This window comes from Streptomyces sp. NPDC002130 (assembly GCF_040296465.1).
GTDB lineage: Bacteria > Actinomycetota > Actinomycetes > Streptomycetales > Streptomycetaceae > Streptomyces.
Genome location: NZ_JBEOXI010000181.1, coordinates 1 through 17205, shown reverse-complemented (window position 1 = coordinate 17205; position 17205 = coordinate 1). Strand labels below are relative to the sequence as shown.

11 protein-coding genes and 1 pseudogene are annotated in these 17205 nt (G+C 72.9%); 6 read left to right on the top strand and 6 right to left on the bottom strand.

Features of this window, described 5'->3' with window-relative positions; genetic code table 11:
- The coding region (locus tag ABT116_RS28815) for a sensor histidine kinase (protein WP_351639827.1) at positions 1-2713 on the bottom strand (2713 nt) is incomplete at its 3' end.
- 419 nt (positions 2714-3132) lie between these two features.
- On the opposite strand from ABT116_RS28815, the gene ABT116_RS28810 reads away from it, so the two are divergent.
- Entirely contained in the window at positions 3133-3696 is a 564-nt protein-coding gene (locus ABT116_RS28810; protein WP_502983957.1) for a hypothetical protein, read from the top strand.
- Positions 3697-3921: 225 nt separating this feature from the next.
- Here ABT116_RS28810 and ABT116_RS50950 read toward each other — a convergent pair.
- Positions 3922-4365, bottom strand: a pseudogene (locus tag ABT116_RS50950) (hypothetical protein); the annotation flags it as partial.
- On the opposite strand from ABT116_RS50950, the gene ABT116_RS28800 reads away from it, so the two are divergent.
- Positions 4333-5895 carry an APC family permease gene (locus ABT116_RS28800; RefSeq protein ID WP_351639822.1) on the top strand — a complete coding sequence of 521 codons (1563 nt, stop codon included), beginning with the start codon at positions 4333-4335 and terminating at the stop codon, positions 5893-5895. The pseudogene ABT116_RS50950 and the gene ABT116_RS28800 sit on opposite strands and share 33 nt — an antisense overlap.
- Positions 5896-5931: 36 nt before the next feature.
- On the opposite strand, the gene ABT116_RS28795 is transcribed toward ABT116_RS28800, so the two are convergent.
- The 4 genes from ABT116_RS28795 to ABT116_RS28780 are packed head-to-tail and all read right to left on the bottom strand — an operon-like array spanning position 5932 to position 13801.
- Complete coding sequence (locus ABT116_RS28795; RefSeq protein ID WP_351639820.1) at positions 5932-10572, bottom strand: hypothetical protein; 4641 nt, start codon at positions 10570-10572, stop codon at positions 5932-5934.
- A 37-nt stretch (positions 10573-10609) separates the two neighbouring features.
- The gene (locus tag ABT116_RS28790) at positions 10610-11491 is read right to left on the bottom strand and encodes a hypothetical protein (protein WP_351639815.1); all 882 of its coding nucleotides are present in this window, start codon (positions 11489-11491) and stop codon (positions 10610-10612) included.
- Positions 11492-11522: 31 nt separating this feature from the next.
- Positions 11523-13049 (bottom strand): hypothetical protein, encoded by a 1527-nt coding sequence (locus tag ABT116_RS28785; protein WP_351639810.1) that lies wholly within the window; start codon positions 13047-13049, stop codon positions 11523-11525.
- Positions 13050-13105: 56 nt separating this feature from the next.
- Positions 13106-13801: a GntR family transcriptional regulator gene (locus tag ABT116_RS28780; RefSeq protein WP_351639807.1), complete on the bottom strand. Its 696-nt coding sequence runs from the start codon at positions 13799-13801 to the stop codon at positions 13106-13108.
- Between the two features lie 172 nt (positions 13802-13973).
- On the opposite strand from ABT116_RS28780, the gene ABT116_RS28775 reads away from it, so the two are divergent.
- The 4 genes from ABT116_RS28775 to ABT116_RS28760 form a co-directional block, all read left to right on the top strand.
- Complete coding sequence (locus ABT116_RS28775; protein ID WP_351639804.1) at positions 13974-15275, top strand: MFS transporter; 1302 nt, start codon at positions 13974-13976, stop codon at positions 15273-15275.
- Entirely contained in the window at positions 15272-16099 is an 828-nt protein-coding gene (locus ABT116_RS28770; RefSeq protein WP_351639802.1) for a putative hydro-lyase, read from the top strand. The genes ABT116_RS28775 and ABT116_RS28770 overlap by 4 nt, the downstream gene beginning before the upstream one ends.
- A gap of 15 nt (positions 16100-16114) precedes the next feature.
- A complete protein-coding gene (locus tag ABT116_RS28765) occupies positions 16115-16873 on the top strand; it encodes a LamB/YcsF family protein (protein ID WP_351639799.1) in 759 nt (252 codons plus the stop codon).
- A partial coding sequence (locus ABT116_RS28760) for a carboxyltransferase domain-containing protein (protein WP_351639797.1) occupies positions 16870-17205 on the top strand: 336 nt, incomplete at its 3' end. The genes ABT116_RS28765 and ABT116_RS28760, both read left to right, overlap by 4 nt.

The following is a 17205-nucleotide window of genomic DNA, read 5'->3' as shown; positions in this document are numbered from 1 at the left end:
CCGGGCCGCTCGAGGCGATCTCCGCGCGGCGGGTCCGCCTGGGGAGTGCGGACGGCTCCGACCGGTCGGCGGCGGCGCCGCCGGGTGAGGCGGGGGACTCCGCGTGGTCCTCGGTGCGGCCGACCGCGCCGATGCCACGACGGCCCGCATCAGTCCCGCGACGGCGGGCAGGCAGCGGCGGCGGTGCGTCCGGCAGGGCGTCGCCACGACGGCTGCCGGTCGAGGGACTCTCGGTGCGGCGCCGGGCCGGAAGCGCGGACGCGGGGTCGGGTCCCGACCGGCCGGGCGCGGGCTCCTCGCCCCGGGGTCGTGACGGGAGCGCCGAGGTGGTGCTCGCATCCGTTCGGCCGGTGGCGGGGGTCGTCTCCTCGTCCGTCCTGCCCCGCCGGGGGCGCTGCTCGGTCACCGGGCGCCCGTGCGAGCTGACCAGCTTGGGGGTGTGGCGGCGGGGCAGCGCGACCGGGGCGCCCAGCTCCTCGTCGCTGTCGGTCGGGTCCGCCGTGCTGCGGGGGTCCGCGGGCTGCCGGCGCGGATCGGTGCGGCGGCCGGCGCTCTCACCCGGATCGCGGGTGAGGGAGTGGCGGGGGCGGAACAGACCGCCGTGTTCGCTGTCCTCGTCCTCGATGGCGCCCGGGAAGTCTCCGATGGGGTCCAGGTCGACGGGGGCCTCCAGCTCGACCGGGCCGTCCAGCAGGGCGGCGGGCAGGCCGGGGCGCTGCGCGGGCGCGTGGGACAGCGCGGCGCGGCGGCTGTCCTGTGGCGCGTTCTCCGGGGCCAGCTGGGGGCGGTCGAGACGGAACCCGATGCCGTTGGTGTCCGGGACGTCGTCGGTGAGCAGCGTGTCGGGGATGAAGACCACGGCGGTCGTGCCGCCGTACGGGGAGGGCTGCAGGGAGACCCTGACGTTCTGGCGCTGGGCGAGTCGGCTGACCACGAACAGGCCGAGCCGGTCGGTGTCGGAGAGCTCGAACTCCGGCGTCTCGGCGAGCCGGAGGTTGGCGTCCAGGAGCGCCTCTGCGGCCATGCCGAGGCCACGGTCGTGGATCTCCAGGGTGAAGCCGTTGGCGACACGCTCGCCCAGAACCTGGACGGCGGTGTGCGGCGGCGAGAAGACCGTGGCGTTCTCCAGGAGTTCGGCCACGAGGTGCGTGAGGTCGGCGACGGCCGGGCCGGTGATGGCGTTCCGGGGAAGGCGGCGGACCTCGATGCGCTCGTAGTCCTCGACCTCGGCGACGGCGGCGCGTACGACGTCCATGAGCTGTACGGGCTTGCGCCACTGACGGGAGGGCGCGGCGCCGGAGAGGATCACGAGGCCCTCGGCGTGCCGGCGCATGCGCGTGGTGAGGTGGTCGAGGCGGAACAGGTCTGCGAGTTCCTCGGTGTCCTCGGTCCGGCGCTCCATGGCGTCGAGGAGGGTGAGCTGCTTGTGCAGGAGGACCTGGCTGCGGCGCGCGAGGTTGACGAAGACCTCGGAGACGCCGGCGCGCAACTCGGCCTGCTTGACGGCGGCTTCGACGGCCGCGCGCTGCAGGGTGTTGAGGGCCTGGCCGACCTCTCCCATCTCGTTCTTGTCGTATTCGAGGCGCGGCACCTCGGTCTCGACGTCGACCTGCTCGCCCGCGGAGAGGCGGCGCATGACGCTGGGCAGGCGCACTCCGGACGCCTCGTGGGCCTCCAGGCGCAGCTGCCGCAGATCGCGGATGAGGGTGCGGCCGACGCGTACGGAAAGGAAGAGGGAGAGCAGGAGCGCGATCAGGCCGAGGGCCCCGGCGATGACCGCCTTGGCGATGACGCCGACGGCCACGGGGTGGACGCGGTCCTGGTAGCGGTCGTTGGCCTGGTCGTTGAGGGTGCCGAGCTCGTCGAGCACGTTGCCGGCGGCGCTGTCCCAGCTCTTCGCGGAGACGCCGCGGGGGGTTCCGGCGCCGGAGGAGACGGCGGCTTCCTCGGCCACGCGCAAGGGGGCGGAGGAGGCGTTCTTCCAGAAGCTCTGGTAGCGGTCGCGCTCCGCAACGGGCAGCAGCGGCAGGTTGACGTCGTACATCAGGGTGCGCTGGGCCACCAGGTCGGAGATGTCCCGCTCTTCGGAGTGGGAGATCCTGCCGACGATCAGGGCGGAGCCGAGCAGGGCGTCCTCGCGGGAGAGCAGTTCGCGGGCGCGGGCGAGATTGACCAGCGCGCGGTACTGCTTGTCCAGTTCGATGTTGTCGACCACGTGCAGGTTGGCGAGGAGGACGTAGCAGGGGTCGACGAGCCGGTTGTAGAGGTCGAGGGCCTGGGTGCGGTTGACGGTGCCGTCCTCGACGCTGCGGCGCAGCGACTCGATGCCGTCGAAGCCGTCCAGGACGGCGGTCAGCCGTTCGTCGGTGTCCGCGCCCATCGCGTCACGCACGTCCGGTTTCCGGGCGTTCTCGCGGATGCCGCTGACGGCCTTGTCGGTGGCGGACCGGCTGCGCCGGAGCGCGGCGAGGCCGTCGGACGCGCGGGGGTCGGCGAGGTAGACGAGGGTCTGGCGGCGTTCTTCCTGGAGGACACGGACGGTGTCCTCGATGGGGTAGCCGATCTCCTCCACCACGGACGACACGTTGAAGAGGTCGCTCGCCTCACGTCCCGTGAGCACGGTGGCGAAGGTCCAGATCGCGGTCAGGGACACCAGCGGCACGAGAAGCAGCGCCACGATCTTCCGGCGGATGGACTTCCCGCGAAAGCGCATGGCCTCCCCCAGCTCGGGCCCCCGGCTACCGGGGGTACACATGTGCGTCAACAAACGGCGCGAGCCTACTACCGACCCACAGGGAACTCGAAAGCCGGTCCGGAACCTGAACTTCCGCGCCAGCCACGAGGCGTGGCGAGTTGTCCGGGCATTGCGGGAGTTGTCTCCCCGAAACCGGTGGTGGCGGCGTGGGTCAACCCCCGAGCGACTCGTAGGCGGTTGGCTGAAATTTTTCGGTTTCCGGGAATCTTCATGAGCGGCCGTTCGTCCTTCTCTACGGGAAACGGGGGCGGAATCGGCCACAGGAGCCGCGTCCCGCACCTGGGCGGCGTAAAACAGCGCAAGCCGGGCAGCCACTGGGGAGCACGGGTCTTCGGATGCGAGCGAGCGGTCTGCTGGCGGTGGGGAGTGACACGGTGATGGGCACGGCGGAACGGCGCGGTGCGTCCAGGGCTGATGGGGCGCAGCTGACGGGGCATCAGGGCATCGATGCAACCGATCGCGACATCTCCGAGGGCGTCGCGGAGCCTTCGGGACAGGAGACGGGGGTTCTGAATCGCGAGGCGGGTCGCGACTCTCGGCAGCGGCAGTACTACCGGCCCCTGTGGGTCGAGGAGCCCGCGCGGCGGCGCCGCTTGCCGGATCCGGTGCGGACGGCGGCTGTACGAGCGGTCCTCCTCATAGCCGTGACCCTGATCCAGGCCATGGTGGCCTTCCTGTGCACGATGGCCGGGTCCTGGCTGGCATTTCCCATGGTGATCAGCAGTGTGGTCAGCACGATCGCGGCCACCTGGGGAGCGCTCGACGTGTGGGTGACCCGCCAGGTCTGGAACCAGCGCAACGGCGTGGTGTCCGTGCCGAGCAGCACGGCGCGGGCCCTGCGGCGCGAGCGGCGGCGGACCCGGCGGCAGGAGCGTGCGGCCGAGCGGACGCAGGAGCGGATACGCCGGCGGGGTGGAGCCGGGCAGTTGTCCCACTCGTGAGACAGGCGGCCCGGACACGTCGGCGGGGTGGAGCCGAGCAGTTGTCCCACTCGTGAGACAGGCGGCAGGTGCCGGGCCGAGGCGGCCGGGTCCGAGACCGGCCACCGGGCCCGGATCCGACCGGCGCCTTCTCACCGTGGGAGCGGGCTGCGTCTGCCCCTCCCCCGCGTCCCGCGCGAGTTCCCGCCTCGCCCGCATGAAAGGGCGTGGTCGGTCCACGGTGAGGACAGCCGTCGTACGGCCGTCCCGCTCGTACCGGGAAACCGCGCTCGGCCGGTGCACCGTCGGAGAGTTCGCCCCCGTGATGCGGACGGTGTCGCCGTCCCGGCGTCGGCCGGCGAACTGGAGGCGGGCGCCGTACTGGCCGGACCAGAAGTAGGCACCGCGACTGCCGTCTCGGCGGTGTGTCCGGCGAGCAGGTTGGTCACGGCGACTCTCGGCTGCTGGGTGGTGGACGTCCAGGTGCTCGGCGCGTTGGGGCGGTTCAAGCAGTCCGGCTTCGGACGCGAACTCGGGCCCCGCGGGCTCACCGAGTGCCGCGAGACGAAATACGTCTGGCGCAACACCCGCCCCACCCCCCAGGGTTGGTTCGACTGATCGAATCCCGACCCCGAGACACCCATTGAGGAACCGCCCATGAGACCAACCGCAGAGTCGACCGACCCCCACGGCCGGGACGACGCCGAACTCACCGAGTTCGGCTACAGACCCGAGCTCAAGCGCACCCTCGGCAACTTCCACACCTTCGCCGCGGGGATCAGCTACATCTCGATTTTGACCGGCACCTTCCAGCTGTTCTACTTCGGCTACGGCAGCGGCGGCCCCGCCTACTGGTGGTCGTGGCCGATGGTCTTCGTCGGCCAGTTCATGGTGGCTTTGTGTTTCGCGGAGCTCGCCGCCCGCTATCCCGTGGCGGGCTCCGTGTACAACTGGTCGAAGAAGATAGGCAATCCGCATCTGGGCTGGCTCGCCGGCTGGATGATGCTGATCGCCTCGATCGTGTCCATATCGGCCGTCGCGCTGGCCTACCAGCTGACGCTGCCGCAGATCTCGTCGTTCTTCCAGTTCGTGGGGGACGGCACCGGTACCTACGACGTGGCGACCAACGCGGTCATCCTGGCCGCGGTGTTGATCCTGTTTACGACCCTCGTGAACGCCTTCGGCGTCAAGTTGATGGCACGGATCAACACGGCGGGCGTGTTCATCGAGTTGATCGCCACCGTCGTACTGATCATCCTCTTCGCGGTCCACATCACGCGCGGTCCGCAGGTCGTCATGGAGACGCACGGTACCGGCGCGAGTTACGGAAACGGCTACCTGGGCGCCTTCCTGGTGGCCTCGCTCGCCTCGGCGTACGTCATGTACGGCTTCGACACGGCCGCATCGCTCGGTGAGGAGTCCCTGGACCCGACCCGCAACGCGCCGCGCGCCATCATCCGGGCGATCGTGGCCTCCTTCATCCTCGGCGGCCTCATCCTGCTCCTCGCGCTGATGAGCGTGTCCAGCCTGAAGGGCGACAAGCTGTCCACGGACGGCCTTCAGTACATCGTGCTGGACGTGCTCGGCCCGACGGCAGGCAAGGCGATGCTGTGGTGCGTGCTCATCGCGGTGACGGTGTGCGCCCTGGCGGTCCACACGGCGGCGGTCCGGCTGGCGTTCGCGATGGCCCGCGACAACAACCTGCCGGCGTCCTCGAAACTGGCCAGGTGCCACCCGCGGTTCCAGACGCCGGTCCTGCCGACCGTGATCATCGGGATCCTGGCGCTGGCGATCCTGGTGGTCAACATCCGCCAGCCGCAGATCTTCACCGTCGTCACCAGCATCGGCATCATCATGATCTACCTCGCCTACCTGGGGGTCACGGTGCCGCTGCTGGTCGCGCGGCTGCGCGGGAAGTGGCAGCCCGCGGGCGAGGGCCGGTTCTCCCTGGGCCGCTGGGGCCTGCCGGTCAACATCCTCGCGGTCCTGTGGGGCGCGGCCATGACGCTCAACTTGATCTGGCCGCGGGCCGCTGTCTACAACGCCTCTGCTCCCTACCACTGGTACCTGCGCTGGGGCGCGGTGCTGTTCGTCGCCGTCATCGCGGGCGGCGGTTTCGCCTACTACTGGTTCGTCCAGCGGCACCGGACCGGGGTGCTCGCCGAGCACCGTTCCGAGGCTTCGGCCACCGCTCCCGTCGCGGCCCCGGCGGCCGACTGAGGACCGTCGTGGCCGGTCGCGCGGTTCCCCGCGCTCCTAGGGCGTTGCCGACGCGGGGCGTTTGTACATCCTGGTCGCCGTGATCTCGCTGTGGACCGCCTCCCCCGACTGGGGCTGTTGCGGCAGGCCCGGGCGGAGGTGTTCCTCGACGCTGATGTACTTGAGGCCGGCCCTCAGGTCGGCGTCGTTGCGCATGCGGATGACGAGGGGGAACTCGGCCAGCGCGGTGGTGTCGAACAGGCCCGTGGTGTACAGGAGCTGCACGCCCAGGGCGTCCGACACCGCCCGCTGGAGTTCCAGCAGGTACGTGGCGTTGGCGCGGCCGATGGGGTTGTCCAGGAAGAGCGTGCCGGCGTGCCGGTGCTTGTCGCGGCCCCGGTCGTTGGAGCGCAGCGCGGCCATCGTGCAGTAGAGGGCGATGGCGGCGGTGAGGAGCTGCCCGCCGGAGAAGACGTCGCCCATCTGCCCGACGGGGACGCGCTCGGCGCGCAGCACGGCGTCCGGCTTGAGGATCTCGACGGCGACGCCCTTGGGCTGCAGCGCCGCGGCGACGCCCCGCAGCAGCAGGGACATGCCGTCCCGGCGCAGGTCGGAGTTCTTCTTGACGGCGGCCCGGGTCGCCTCGTCGATGACCTCGCCGAGCCGCTCCGTGAGCGTGGCCTGGTCGGGCTCCTCGAAGCGGATGCGGAGGAACTCCTGCCCCGACCACTCGCCGAGGCCCTCCGGCAGCCGCGAGAGCCGCTGGGCGGAGCGCAGGGTGGCCAGGGCCGACTCGACCAGGCCGCGCAGCCGGTCCACGATCGAGTCGCGGTTGCGCTCCAGCTGCTCCAGTTCGTCGGTCAGGACGCGCAGCCGGGGCGCGAAGGCGTCCGCCCACTTCTGGGCGTGCTCGGGCAGCGCGGCGGCGGGCAGTTCGCGGATCTGCTGGCGGGCCGGGGTGCGGACCTGCTCGTAGCGTGTGGAGTTGGCGTGCCGGACGAGGATGTCGCTCGCCTCGCGGACGGCGGCCTCGGCGGCGGACAGGTCGGCGGCGCAGCCGCGCAGCGAGCGCCGGGCCTCGGCGGCCGTCTGCCGGGCCTCCTCCGGGCTGCCGGGGTACGGCTCCGTCTCCTCCTGCTCCTCCTCGGTGGCGTGCTCGCGCAGCAGGTCGCGGAGCATGGCGGCGATCTCGTCGAAGCCGCTCGCCGCGTCCTCGGCGGCACGGTGGGCGTCGAGGAGTTCGGCGTGCGCCTCGCGTGCCTGGTTCAGCGCCTCGGTGTGGGAGGCGAGTTCGGCAGTGGCGGTGCGCAGCAGGGTCTGGGCGTGTTCGGCGTCGCGGGGCCGGATGTCCTCGGGGAGGTCGGTGTGGGCCTCGCCGTCGTCGGCGGGGGCGAGCCGTTCGGCTTCGCCGCGCAGCCGACCAAGCTGCTCGCTCGCGGTCGACATGCGGGTCTCCAGGAGCTGCACCAGCTCCTCGGCGCGGGCGGCGGCGGCCTGGCGGCTGGGGCCGTCGGAGCCGTCGGGTGATTCGAGGAGCTGCTCCGCGCGCGTACGGACCTTGTTGCTCAGCCGGTCCAGCTCCGCGCGGGCCGCGCTCTCGTCGCTCTCGGCACGGGCCTGCTCGGCGCGCAGGTCGGCGCCGACGCCGACCTTCTCGTACACCTGGGACGCGGCCCGGTAGGCCTCGCGCAGGGCGGGCAGGGAGGCCTTGGGGGTCTGGTTCTCGTCCTCGGGCACGTCGTCGGGGGCGCCGGCGATCTCGGAGCGCTCGGCGCGCAGCGTGCGGGCGGTGCGGCGGGTGTCGTCGGCGGCGCGCTGGGCGGCACGCCGGTCCTCGTCGGCGGCCCGGGCACGCTCCAGGCAGGCCTGGGCGCTCGCCTCGGACTCGGCCGCCTCGTCGGCCAGTTCGCGCAGCTTGACCTGCCAGCCGGCCCGCTCGCGCAGCCGGAAGGCGAGCCCGGCGAGGGCGTCGGCGGAGCGGCGGGCCTTCTGGGCGGCCTCCTGCCGCTCGTCGCGGACGCGCGCGGCCTCGGTGGCGACCTCGTCGGCCTCGGCCCGCAGGGTCCGGGCCTCGGCCAGTTCGGCCTCCGACTCCTCGGCGAACTCGTGGGTGTCGTGGGCGGCCCGGGCCAGTTCGGTCAGCCGGCCGGCGGGGCAGCCGGTGCGCCAGGAGGCGAGCCGGGCGGCCAGTTCGCGGTCCTTGCCGAGCCGGGCGGCGAGCGTGCGGATCTCCTCGTCCCGCTCGGTGGCCCGGGCGCGCAGCGCCTGCCGCTCCTCGTCGGCGGCGTGCTCGTCGTGCATGGCCGGGTTCGGCGGCACGAGGAACACGTCGCCGCTGTCGGTGTCCGGGGCGGGGGTCGGGGCGAGCAGGGCGGCGGCGGTGCCGACCGCCACGGCGGAGCGGGGCAGCAGTGCCGCGTCGCCCAGGGCTTCCCGGGCGCGGGCGTGGGAGTCCGGGTCGGTGATGATCACGCCGTCGACGAGTTCGGGCCGGGCGGCCAGCACGCGCGCGTGGTCGGCCGGGTCGACGGCCTGGGCGAGATAGCGCCAGCCGGGCAGCGCGGGGATGCCGTGCTCGCCGAGGAACTCGACCGTGGCCAGCACGTCCGGGCCGGGCGGCAGCAGCCCGCCGTCACCGAGCGCGCCGAGGATCCGGGAGTCGTCGGCGGCGGCCGTACGCAGCTCGAACAGCTGCCGCTCGGCGGAGGAGACGGCGTTGTCGAGCAGGTCGCGCAGGTCGTCGGCGAAGCGGTCGAGTTCCTCGGGGGCGAGGCCCTGTTCGCCGGCGGCCGGCCGCGCGGCCGGCTCGCCGTCCGTGCCGTGCCGGGGCTGCGGGATGCCCGGGCGGGTCTGCGGGGTGAGGCTGAGCAGTTCCGCCAGCCGCTCCTCCCCCGCCAGCGCCTCGGCGGTGCGGCGCTCGGCCTCGTACGACCGCTCCGCCGCCGTGGCGGCGTCGGCGGCGCGGGCCGCGGTGAGTTCCGCGCGGCTCTCGGTGGCAGCGGCTTCGCGCGCCTGCTCAGTGGCCCGGCGGGACGCCTCACGGGCCGCGTCCCAGGCTGCGACGGCACTCTTCTCGGCGTCGCTGGCGGCGAGGGCCGCGCGGGCCGGGTCGGCGTCGGGCGCGGAGTCGTCGAGCCAGCCGGCCCGTACCGCCTCGGCGGTCTCCTGCTCGACCTCGGCGAGGCGCTGCTTGAGGTGCCCGATCTCGCTGCGGGCGCGTTGTGCCTGGGTGGCGGCGGCGGTGGAGTCCCGGTAGGCCGCGTCGCTGACTGCCTGGAGGGCGGCGGAGCGCTCCTCCTCCTCGTCGGCGTGGCTCTCGGCCTTCTCCGCGGCTGCGTGCAGGGCGCGTACGAGGTCGACGGCGGCCTTGGAGCGGGCGGCCAGCGCCGGCGCGGCGTCCCGCTCGGCCTCCTGGATCGCGGCGGACACGCGGGTGACGCGGTCGGAGGCGGCGCGGTGACGCAGCACGGCCTCGGCGGCCTGCCACGCCGAGTACAGGGTGCGGGCGTCGGCGAGCTCGCGCTTCTGCGCGGCGGCGGACTTCTCGGCGCCGGCCAGCGCCAGCGAGGCGTGCCGGTAGGCGAGTTCGGCGGAGATCAGCGCGCTGCGCTCGCGGGCCGCCTCGGCGTGTGTGACGGCGTACGCCGCGGCGGTGACCCGCTGGGCCAGGTCGGCGGCCCGGCCTCGCTCCCGCACACCGCGCGCGGACAGCCTGCGGGCCAGGGTCCGGGTCCGGCGCTCGGCCGCGGTATGGATGTCACGGGCGCGTGAGCGGGCCTCGGCGGCCTCGACGATCCGTCCGAGGAGGTCGACGGACCCGGCGGTGAAGTCGCGTTCGGCGATCAGCTCGGCGCGCCGGCCCAGCTTGTTGCCGAAGCCGCTGACCAGGTCGGCGAGCCCGTCGGTGTCGCGGGTGTCGGTCACGGCACGCAGCAGCAGGTCGGTGAAGTCGGCGTCCTTCTTGACGGCGAAGAGACCGGCCGCCTCACCTTCGTCGGCGTTCATCTCGCGCTGGTAGCGGAAGAGTTCGGGGTCGAGGCCGAGGTCGCCGAGGTGCTCGATCCAGCGGTCGTGGATCTCCTCCCAGTGCACCTCCAGGTGCGGGTAGTTCTTGCCCGCCTCCGTCAGGGCGTCACGGAAGCCCTTCATGGTGCGGCGCCGTCCGCGCGCACTGGACTGGCCCTCGGCCGGGGCCCGTACGGCGGTGGCCTCCGCCACGGGGAGGCCGTCCAGGCTCAGTCCGGGGCCGGGCCGGAAGGAGTACCAGGCCTCGGCGAACTTCCGCGGGTCGTTGGAGACCTGCCGCCCGCGCCACTCGCTGACCTTGCCGACGACGACGCACTCGCCGGTCAGCACGTGCTGCCACTCCAGCGCGACGTGCCCGCAGTCGTCGGCGAGCAGGAACTTGCGCAGCACGCCGGAGCTGGCGCCGCCGAGGGTGTTGCGGTGGCCCGGCAGCATCACGGAGAAGATCAGCTTGAGCAGCACCGACTTGCCGCCGCCGTTCTCCAGGAAGAGCACGCCCGCGGGCGCGGGCCGGCGCGGCGGGCCGACCGGCTCCTCCTCGAAGAACTCCGCCTGGGCGGGCGCGGGGTCGGGCACGATCTCGCCCACACCGCGCAGGTCAAGCACGGTGTCGGCGTAGCGCGCACCGGCGGGCCCGATCGAGTAGAGGCGGACCCGGGACAGCTCGTACATGGCGGACTCTCGTAAGTCTTCGTGAGGTGGGGGGAGTTCAGGAGGAGTGGAACGGCAGCCCGGCGTCGGCGACCAGCTCCAGGTCGTCGCTCTCCTCGGCGGGCAGCAGCGTCGGCGTGCCGTCGGTGACCGGGACGACGCCCAGGTCCAGCAGCTCGGCCATGGCGGCGCTGCCGGCCATGTCGCGGACCTGGAGCTGGTAGCGGGCGGTCGTGCGGTACGTGCCGCCGTGGTCGTCTCCGGTGCGCTGCAGGAACCCGGATTCGGTGAGGAACGCGGCGGCCTTGGCGACGATGCCGGTGGTCGAACCGGCCAGGCGGCGGGCGTCCTTGGTGGCGCCGGTCGCACTGCGCCGTACCCAGATCCGCCAGGCGGCCTCCAGGCCGGGCGCGTCGGTCGCCGGGTCGGTGTTCTCGCCCTGCTCCTCGGCGCGCTCCTCCAGCCGGCGGCAGGCCTGGCGGACGAAGGCGTCGACGCCGTTGACCGTGATCCGGCCGATGTAGCCGTCGTCGGCGAGGTCCTCGGGGCGCGGGAACGCCATCGCGGCGACGGCGAGATGGGCGAGCCCGTGCAGGAACCGGTCGCCGCCGTCGGCGGACGTACGACGCGCGTAGTCGCCCATGCGGACGGCGAACACCGAGTCCTCGGCGGCGGTCACGGCCATGCCGGCGCGGGGGGAGACCTCCAGCACGATCAGCCCGAGCCCGGTCGCCACGGCGTCCGCGAGCCGCGCGAAGGGCGGGTCCTCGCGGTAGCGCCGCAGCAGGTCCGCGTACTCCGGGTCGCGGGCGGGCTGCAGCTTGGGCTGCAGGCCGAACGACACGAGCCGAGCCGCGTCGGCGGCGTCGGCGGGAGTGACGGCGGCTCCGGCCGCGGGGGCCGGTCCGTCCGGCTCGCTCCACTCGACATGCTCGCTCACGGTCGGGACTCCTTGTGCCACTCGTACTGACTCATGCTGCTTCCGTCCGGTCCGCCGCCATCCCCGCCGCGTCCAGCAGCGCGGTGCCGACGATCAGATCCGCGCCGCCGAACTCCGGGTCGTCGAGCTCGGTCCCGTCGTCCACGGCGAACAGCAGCTTCTGCTCGCCCTGGCGATAGGCCGTGCCGACCGGCGGGCTGGCGGCGTGCACCGCCAGCAGGGCCACCAGGTACGGCAGCTCGGGGTCCTGCCGCCGGGCCTCGGCCAGCAGCCCGGACAACCGGCGCGGCGCGTCCGCCGGCAGGTCGAGCAGCTCCTGCGCCGCCGCCAGCTGTTCCTCGCTGAACCGGCTGTCGTCCGGCGTGGCGATCAGATCGGGCTCGGGCATCTCCGCACCCAGGTGCTCGCGCTCCACCGGCGGCGTCAGCAGTATGTCGACCAGGTCCCCGACCCGGACGGACACGGGCGTGCGCAGCCCGGTGCCGCGGCCGAAGAAGGCGTCGGTGACGCGGACGGCCTGCTCCAGCGGCAGCGGCAGCACGGGCGAGACGAGATGCCCGTAGAGGTCTATGCCCGATGTCGTCAGGGGCGTGGCGAAGGCCTGCCGGTCCTGTTCTGCGCGGAACAGCGGTCCGGCCTCCAGCAGCCGGGACTGGAGCTGGGTATGCCGGCGGATGCAGTCCTTGACGATGTCGACGAGCTCGGCGGTGCGGCGCTTGTGCTCGGGGTCCTCGGACTCGTCACGGGCCTTGCGGATGTTGGTGAGGATCGCGTTCTCGTGGCGGTAGCGGTCGGCGACGTGTTCCAGGGCCTCGGCGATCATGTCTGGCACGGCGGAGAGCCAGTCCACCGCGCGCACGTTGCGCCGGGTCGCGTCCAGGGCGCGGCGCAGGGTCTCGGAGTACTGCACGGTCCGGTAGCGGGCCTGTTCGGCGGCGAGCTGGGCGTCGGCGAGCCGGCCGCGGCTGATCAGGATCTCCAGCTTGACCTCGGCGGCGATCTGCGCGCTGGTGACGTCCGTGTCGAGGGCGCCGACGAGGACGTTGACCGCCTCGTCCGTCGTGCGGAGGTAGACCGTGCCGCCGGGGCCGGGGACCTCCTCGATCAGCTTGAAGTCGTAGTCGCGGCGGACATACGTGCCGTCCGCGTTGAACGTTCCGTACACGGCGCGGAATCCGCGGTCGACGCTGCCGACGTTGATCAGGTTCTCCAGGACCCAGCGGGCCACCCGCTCGTGCTCGCCGGCGGGGCGCTGCGCGGCCTGGGCGGCGATGCGCGGGATGAGGCGGGCGACGATCTGGTCGTGGTCCGCGCCCGTGTCGAAGTCCATGTTCAGGGTGACCAGGTCGATGGCCGCGAGGGCGACCTCCGCCATGCCGTACACCGAGTACTCGCCGGCCAGGTTGGCCTTGCGCGCGTCCAGGTCGTGCAGCGGCGCTGTGCAGGCGAGCGCGCGCAGGCGCCGCGCCAGGCCCTCGTCGGCGGCCGGCCCCGGGGCGGGGCGCGGCCCCGCGCTGAGCTGGGGCGGAACGCTGTCCGTCGATGCAGGCGAAGTCACGGTGCACAGACTAGGTCCTGGGTCTGACATCGGCCCAAACGACGCGGTGCGGCTCCTCAGCCGTCCTCACCGACGCGTCGGCGGTACACCTCGACGACCCGCTCCAGAGAGTCGTCGAGGTAGCCCGCGAGCAGACGCTCGGCCTTCTCGCGGTCCCCGCCCTGAAGGGCCTCAAGAATCGCGACATTTCGCGCAATGTACGGCTCGTGCAACCGCTGCGGCTCGTCCACTACATGGAAGGCCAGCCGCAGTTCGGCGAAGACGCTCCGCATCAGCTCGGCGGTGCGCTCGCTCGCGGCGAGGGCTACCAGTTCCCGGTGGAAGTGGATGTTGGCCGTACCCACTCCCTTCCAGTCACCTTCCCGGGCCGCCGTCCGCCCCTCCGCGACCGCCCCGGCGAGCCCGTCCAGGCCGTAGGGCGGCTCGCCCAGGCCACGGACGACGGCGCACTCGACGAGCCGCCGGGTGCGGTAGATGTCCTCGACGTCCTCGACGGTCAGGACCCGGACGAAGACCCCCCGGTTCAGCTCGTGGACGAGCAGGCGCTCGTGCGTGAGCAGCCGGAACGCCTCGCGCAGCGTGTTGCGCGAGACGCCGAGCGCGCCGCCGATGCTGTCCTCCGACAGGCGGGTGCCGGGCGGGAAGTAGCCCTCGGCGATCCTGCTCCTGAGGATGTCCGAGACCCGCTCCGCGGTGCTGGTGCGCCCCAGGAGGGCCCGGTCGTCGGCGAGGTCCTTCAGCTGCTCTGCCATGCCGGAATTCAATCGCAGATCCCAAGAACGAACCAACATGGGTATTGAGGGATCGTTGAACAATCCTCTACGGTGCTACGCACGGCGTCGCTTCCCCCATCGCGGCCCCGACCGCTTCCGCACGGCACGGCTCACCCCGAAGCACCCTCCGTCCTCCCTCTGCGAGGTGCCCATGAGCTCGACCCCTCCACCGCAGGCCCTGACCGACGACACACGCCCCGCGAGCCCCGAACGCACCTCGGACGACGGGGCGTTCGGCTGGCTGCGCGCCCTGGGCCCGCGTGGCCGCCGCGCGTTCGCCGGTGCCTTCGGCGGCTATGCGCTGGACTCGTACGACTACTTCACGCTGCCGCTGAGCATGGTCGCGCTGTCCGCCTACTTCGGCCTGAACAGCGGCCAGACCGGTCTCTTCACCACGGTCACCCTGGTGGTCTCCGCGGTCGGCGGCGCCCTCGCGGGCGTCCTGGCGGACCGTGTCGGCCGAGTGAAGGCGCTGATGGTCACGGTGATCACCTACGCGGTGTTCACCGTCGCCTGCGGTTTCGCGCCCAACTACGAGACCCTGCTGGTCTTCCGCGCCCTCCAGGGCCTCGGCTTCGGCGGCGAGTGGGCGGTCGGCGCGATCCTGGTCGCCGAGTACGCGAGCGCCAAGCACCGGGGCCGGACGCTCGGGGCGATCCAGAGCTCCTGGGCGGTGGGCTGGGGCATGGCCGTGATCGCCTACACCGTCATCTTCTCGGTGGCCGGCGACGACCTGGCCTGGCGCATCATGTTCTGGACCGGCGCGCTGCCGGCGCTGCTCGTCATCTGGCTGCGGCGCAGTGTGCACGACGCCCCCGAGGCCGCCGCGGCGCGTGAACAGAGCGCGGAGAAGGGCTCCTTCACGGCGATCTTCAAGCCCGGCCTGCTGCGGATCACCCTCTTCGCGGTACTGCTCTCGACCGGAGTCCAGGGCGGCTACTACACGCTGGCCACCTGGGTGCCGACGTATCTGAAGTCCGAGCGCGACCTGTCGGTCGTCGGCACCGGCGGCTATCTGACGTTCCTCATCTCGGGCGCCTTCATCGGCTACCTGACCGGCGGCTACCTCACCGACAAGCTGGGGCGGCGGCGCAACATCTGGCTCTTCGCCCTGCTGTCGGCGCTGTGCATCCTGGCGTACGCGAACATCCCCAGCGGCGCCAACACCCTGCTCCTGGTGCTCGGTTTCCCGCTCGGGTTCTGCATGTCGGCGATCTTCAGCGGCTTCGGCTCCTACCTGAGCGAGCTGTACCCGACGGCGGTGCGCGGGACGGGGCAGGGCTTCACGTACAACACCGGCCGAGCGGTGGGTGCCGTGTTCCCGACGACGGTCGGGTTCCTGGCCGACAGCTGGGGCGTCGGCGGCGCACTGGTCTTCGGCGCGATCGGCTACGGCATCGCGGCGCTGGCGCTGCTCGGGCTGCCCGAGACGCGCGGGAAGGAGCTCGCGTGAACCACACCGGCACCGAGGACCGCCCCCTGCTCCTCGTGGACGAGCACGCGCGCGCGTGGAGCCCCGCAACGGCCCGGGCTCGCTTCCGGGAGGGCCTCACGGGCCCCACGGCGGGGGTCGCGGCGGGCCACACCCAGGTCAACCTGATCTCGGTGCCCGCCGACTGGGCCTACGACATGCTGCTGTTCTGCCAGCGCAACCCCAAGCCCTGCCCGGTCCTCGACGTCACGGACGCCGGCTCCTGGACGACCGTGCTGGCCGACGGCGCGGACCTGCGCACCGACCTGCCGCGCTACCGGGTGTGGCGGGACGGCGAGCTGGTGGACGAACCGACGGACGTGCGCGCGTACTGGCGGGAGGACCTGGTGTCGTTCCTCATCGGGTGCAGCTTCACCTTCGAGTGGGCGCTGGGAGAGGCCGGCGTGCCGATCCGCCACGTCGAGCAGGGCCGCAACGTCCCGATGTACGTGACGAGCCGGCAGTGCCGCCCGGCGGGGCGGCTGCACGGGCCGCTGGTGGTGTCCATGCGGCCGGTGCCGCCCCGGCAGCTGGCGGCGGCGATCCGGGAGAGCAGCCTCATGCCCGCGGTGCACGGCAGCCCCGTGCACTGCGGCGATCCCTCCGGGCTCGGCATCGCCCACCTCGGCCGCCCCGACTTCGGGGACCCGGTGGACGCCGAGCCGGACGACATCCCGGTCTTCTGGGCCTGTGGAGTGACCCCGCAGGCGGCCGTGATGGCCTCGCGGCCGCCGTTCGCCCTCACGCATGCCCCGGGGCAGATGTTCCTCACCGACGCCCGCGACGAGCAGTACCGCGTGGCCTGACAGGAGACACGGCACATGACCTCGATCGACCTGAACGCCGACCTCGGCGAGGGCTTCGGCCGCTGGCGGCTCACCGACGACGAACGGCTGCTGTCCGTCGTCACCAGCGCCAACGTGGCGTGCGGTTTCCACGCCGGGGACGCGGTCACGATGCGCCGGGTGTGCGAGCTGGCGGCCGAGCGCGGGGTCCGCATCGGCGCCCAGGTGTCCTACCGGGACCTGGCCGGGTTCGGGCGGCGCGCGATGGACGTGCCGCCCGCCGAGCTGGCGGCCGAAGTCGCCTACCAGATCGGCGCGCTGGAGGTCTTCGCCCGCGCGGCCGGTGCCCGTGTGGCCTACGTGAAGCCGCACGGCGCGCTCTACAACCGGGTCGTGCACGACGAGGAGCAGGCCGCCGCGGTCGTCGACGGCGTGCTCCTCGCGGACGCCGCGCTGCCCGTGCTCGGACTGCCCGGCTCGCGCCTGCTGACGCTTGCCGGGAAGTCCGGGCTGCCGGTCGTCACCGAGGCGTTCGCTGACCGGGCGTACACCGACGAGGGCACCCTGGTGCCGCGCACCCGGGAGGGCGCCGTGGTCACCGACCCGGACGCCGTCGTGGAACGCTCCCTGGGCCTGGCCCGTTCCGGCGAGGTCGTCTCCCGCTCGGGGACGCGCATCGGGGTCCGCGCCCGTTCGCTGTGCCTGCACGGCGACACCCCGGGCGCGGTGGAGCTGGCCCGCCGGGTGCGCGAGCGGCTGGAGGCCTCGGGGGTCCGGGTGGAGGCCTTCGCATGAAGGTGCTGTCCGTCGGCGAGGACGCCCTGCTCGTCGAGGTCTCCTCGGACGACGAGGCCCAGGCCCTGCACGCGGAGCTGCTGCGGCGCCGCGCGGAGGGATCGCTCTCCGCACGCGAGATCGTGCCCGCGGCCCGCACGGTCCTCCTCGACGGCCTCGACGACCCCGCCCGGCTGGCCGCCGAACTCACCGCCACCGAGCTGCCGCCCACTCCCCCACGCGCGCGTGCGGTCGTGGAGATCCCGGTGCGCTACGACGGTCCGGACCTGGGTGACGTCGCCGCGCACTGGGGCGTGCCGGAGAGTGAGGTCGCCGGCATCCACGCGGAGACG

Coding starts and splice junctions, on each gene's coding strand:
- ABT116_RS28810 (WP_502983957.1), top strand. CDS start 3,133: ATGGGCACGGCGGAACGGCGCGGTGCGTCCAGGGCTGATGGGGCGCAG.
- ABT116_RS28800 (WP_351639822.1), top strand. CDS start 4,333: ATGAGACCAACCGCAGAGTCGACCGACCCCCACGGCCGGGACGACGCC.
- ABT116_RS28795 (WP_351639820.1), bottom strand. CDS start 10,572: ATGTACGAGCTGTCCCGGGTCCGCCTCTACTCGATCGGGCCCGCCGGT.
- ABT116_RS28780 (WP_351639807.1), bottom strand. CDS start 13,801: ATGGCAGAGCAGCTGAAGGACCTCGCCGACGACCGGGCCCTCCTGGGG.
- ABT116_RS28775 (WP_351639804.1), top strand. CDS start 13,974: ATGAGCTCGACCCCTCCACCGCAGGCCCTGACCGACGACACACGCCCC.
- ABT116_RS28765 (WP_351639799.1), top strand. CDS start 16,115: ATGACCTCGATCGACCTGAACGCCGACCTCGGCGAGGGCTTCGGCCGC.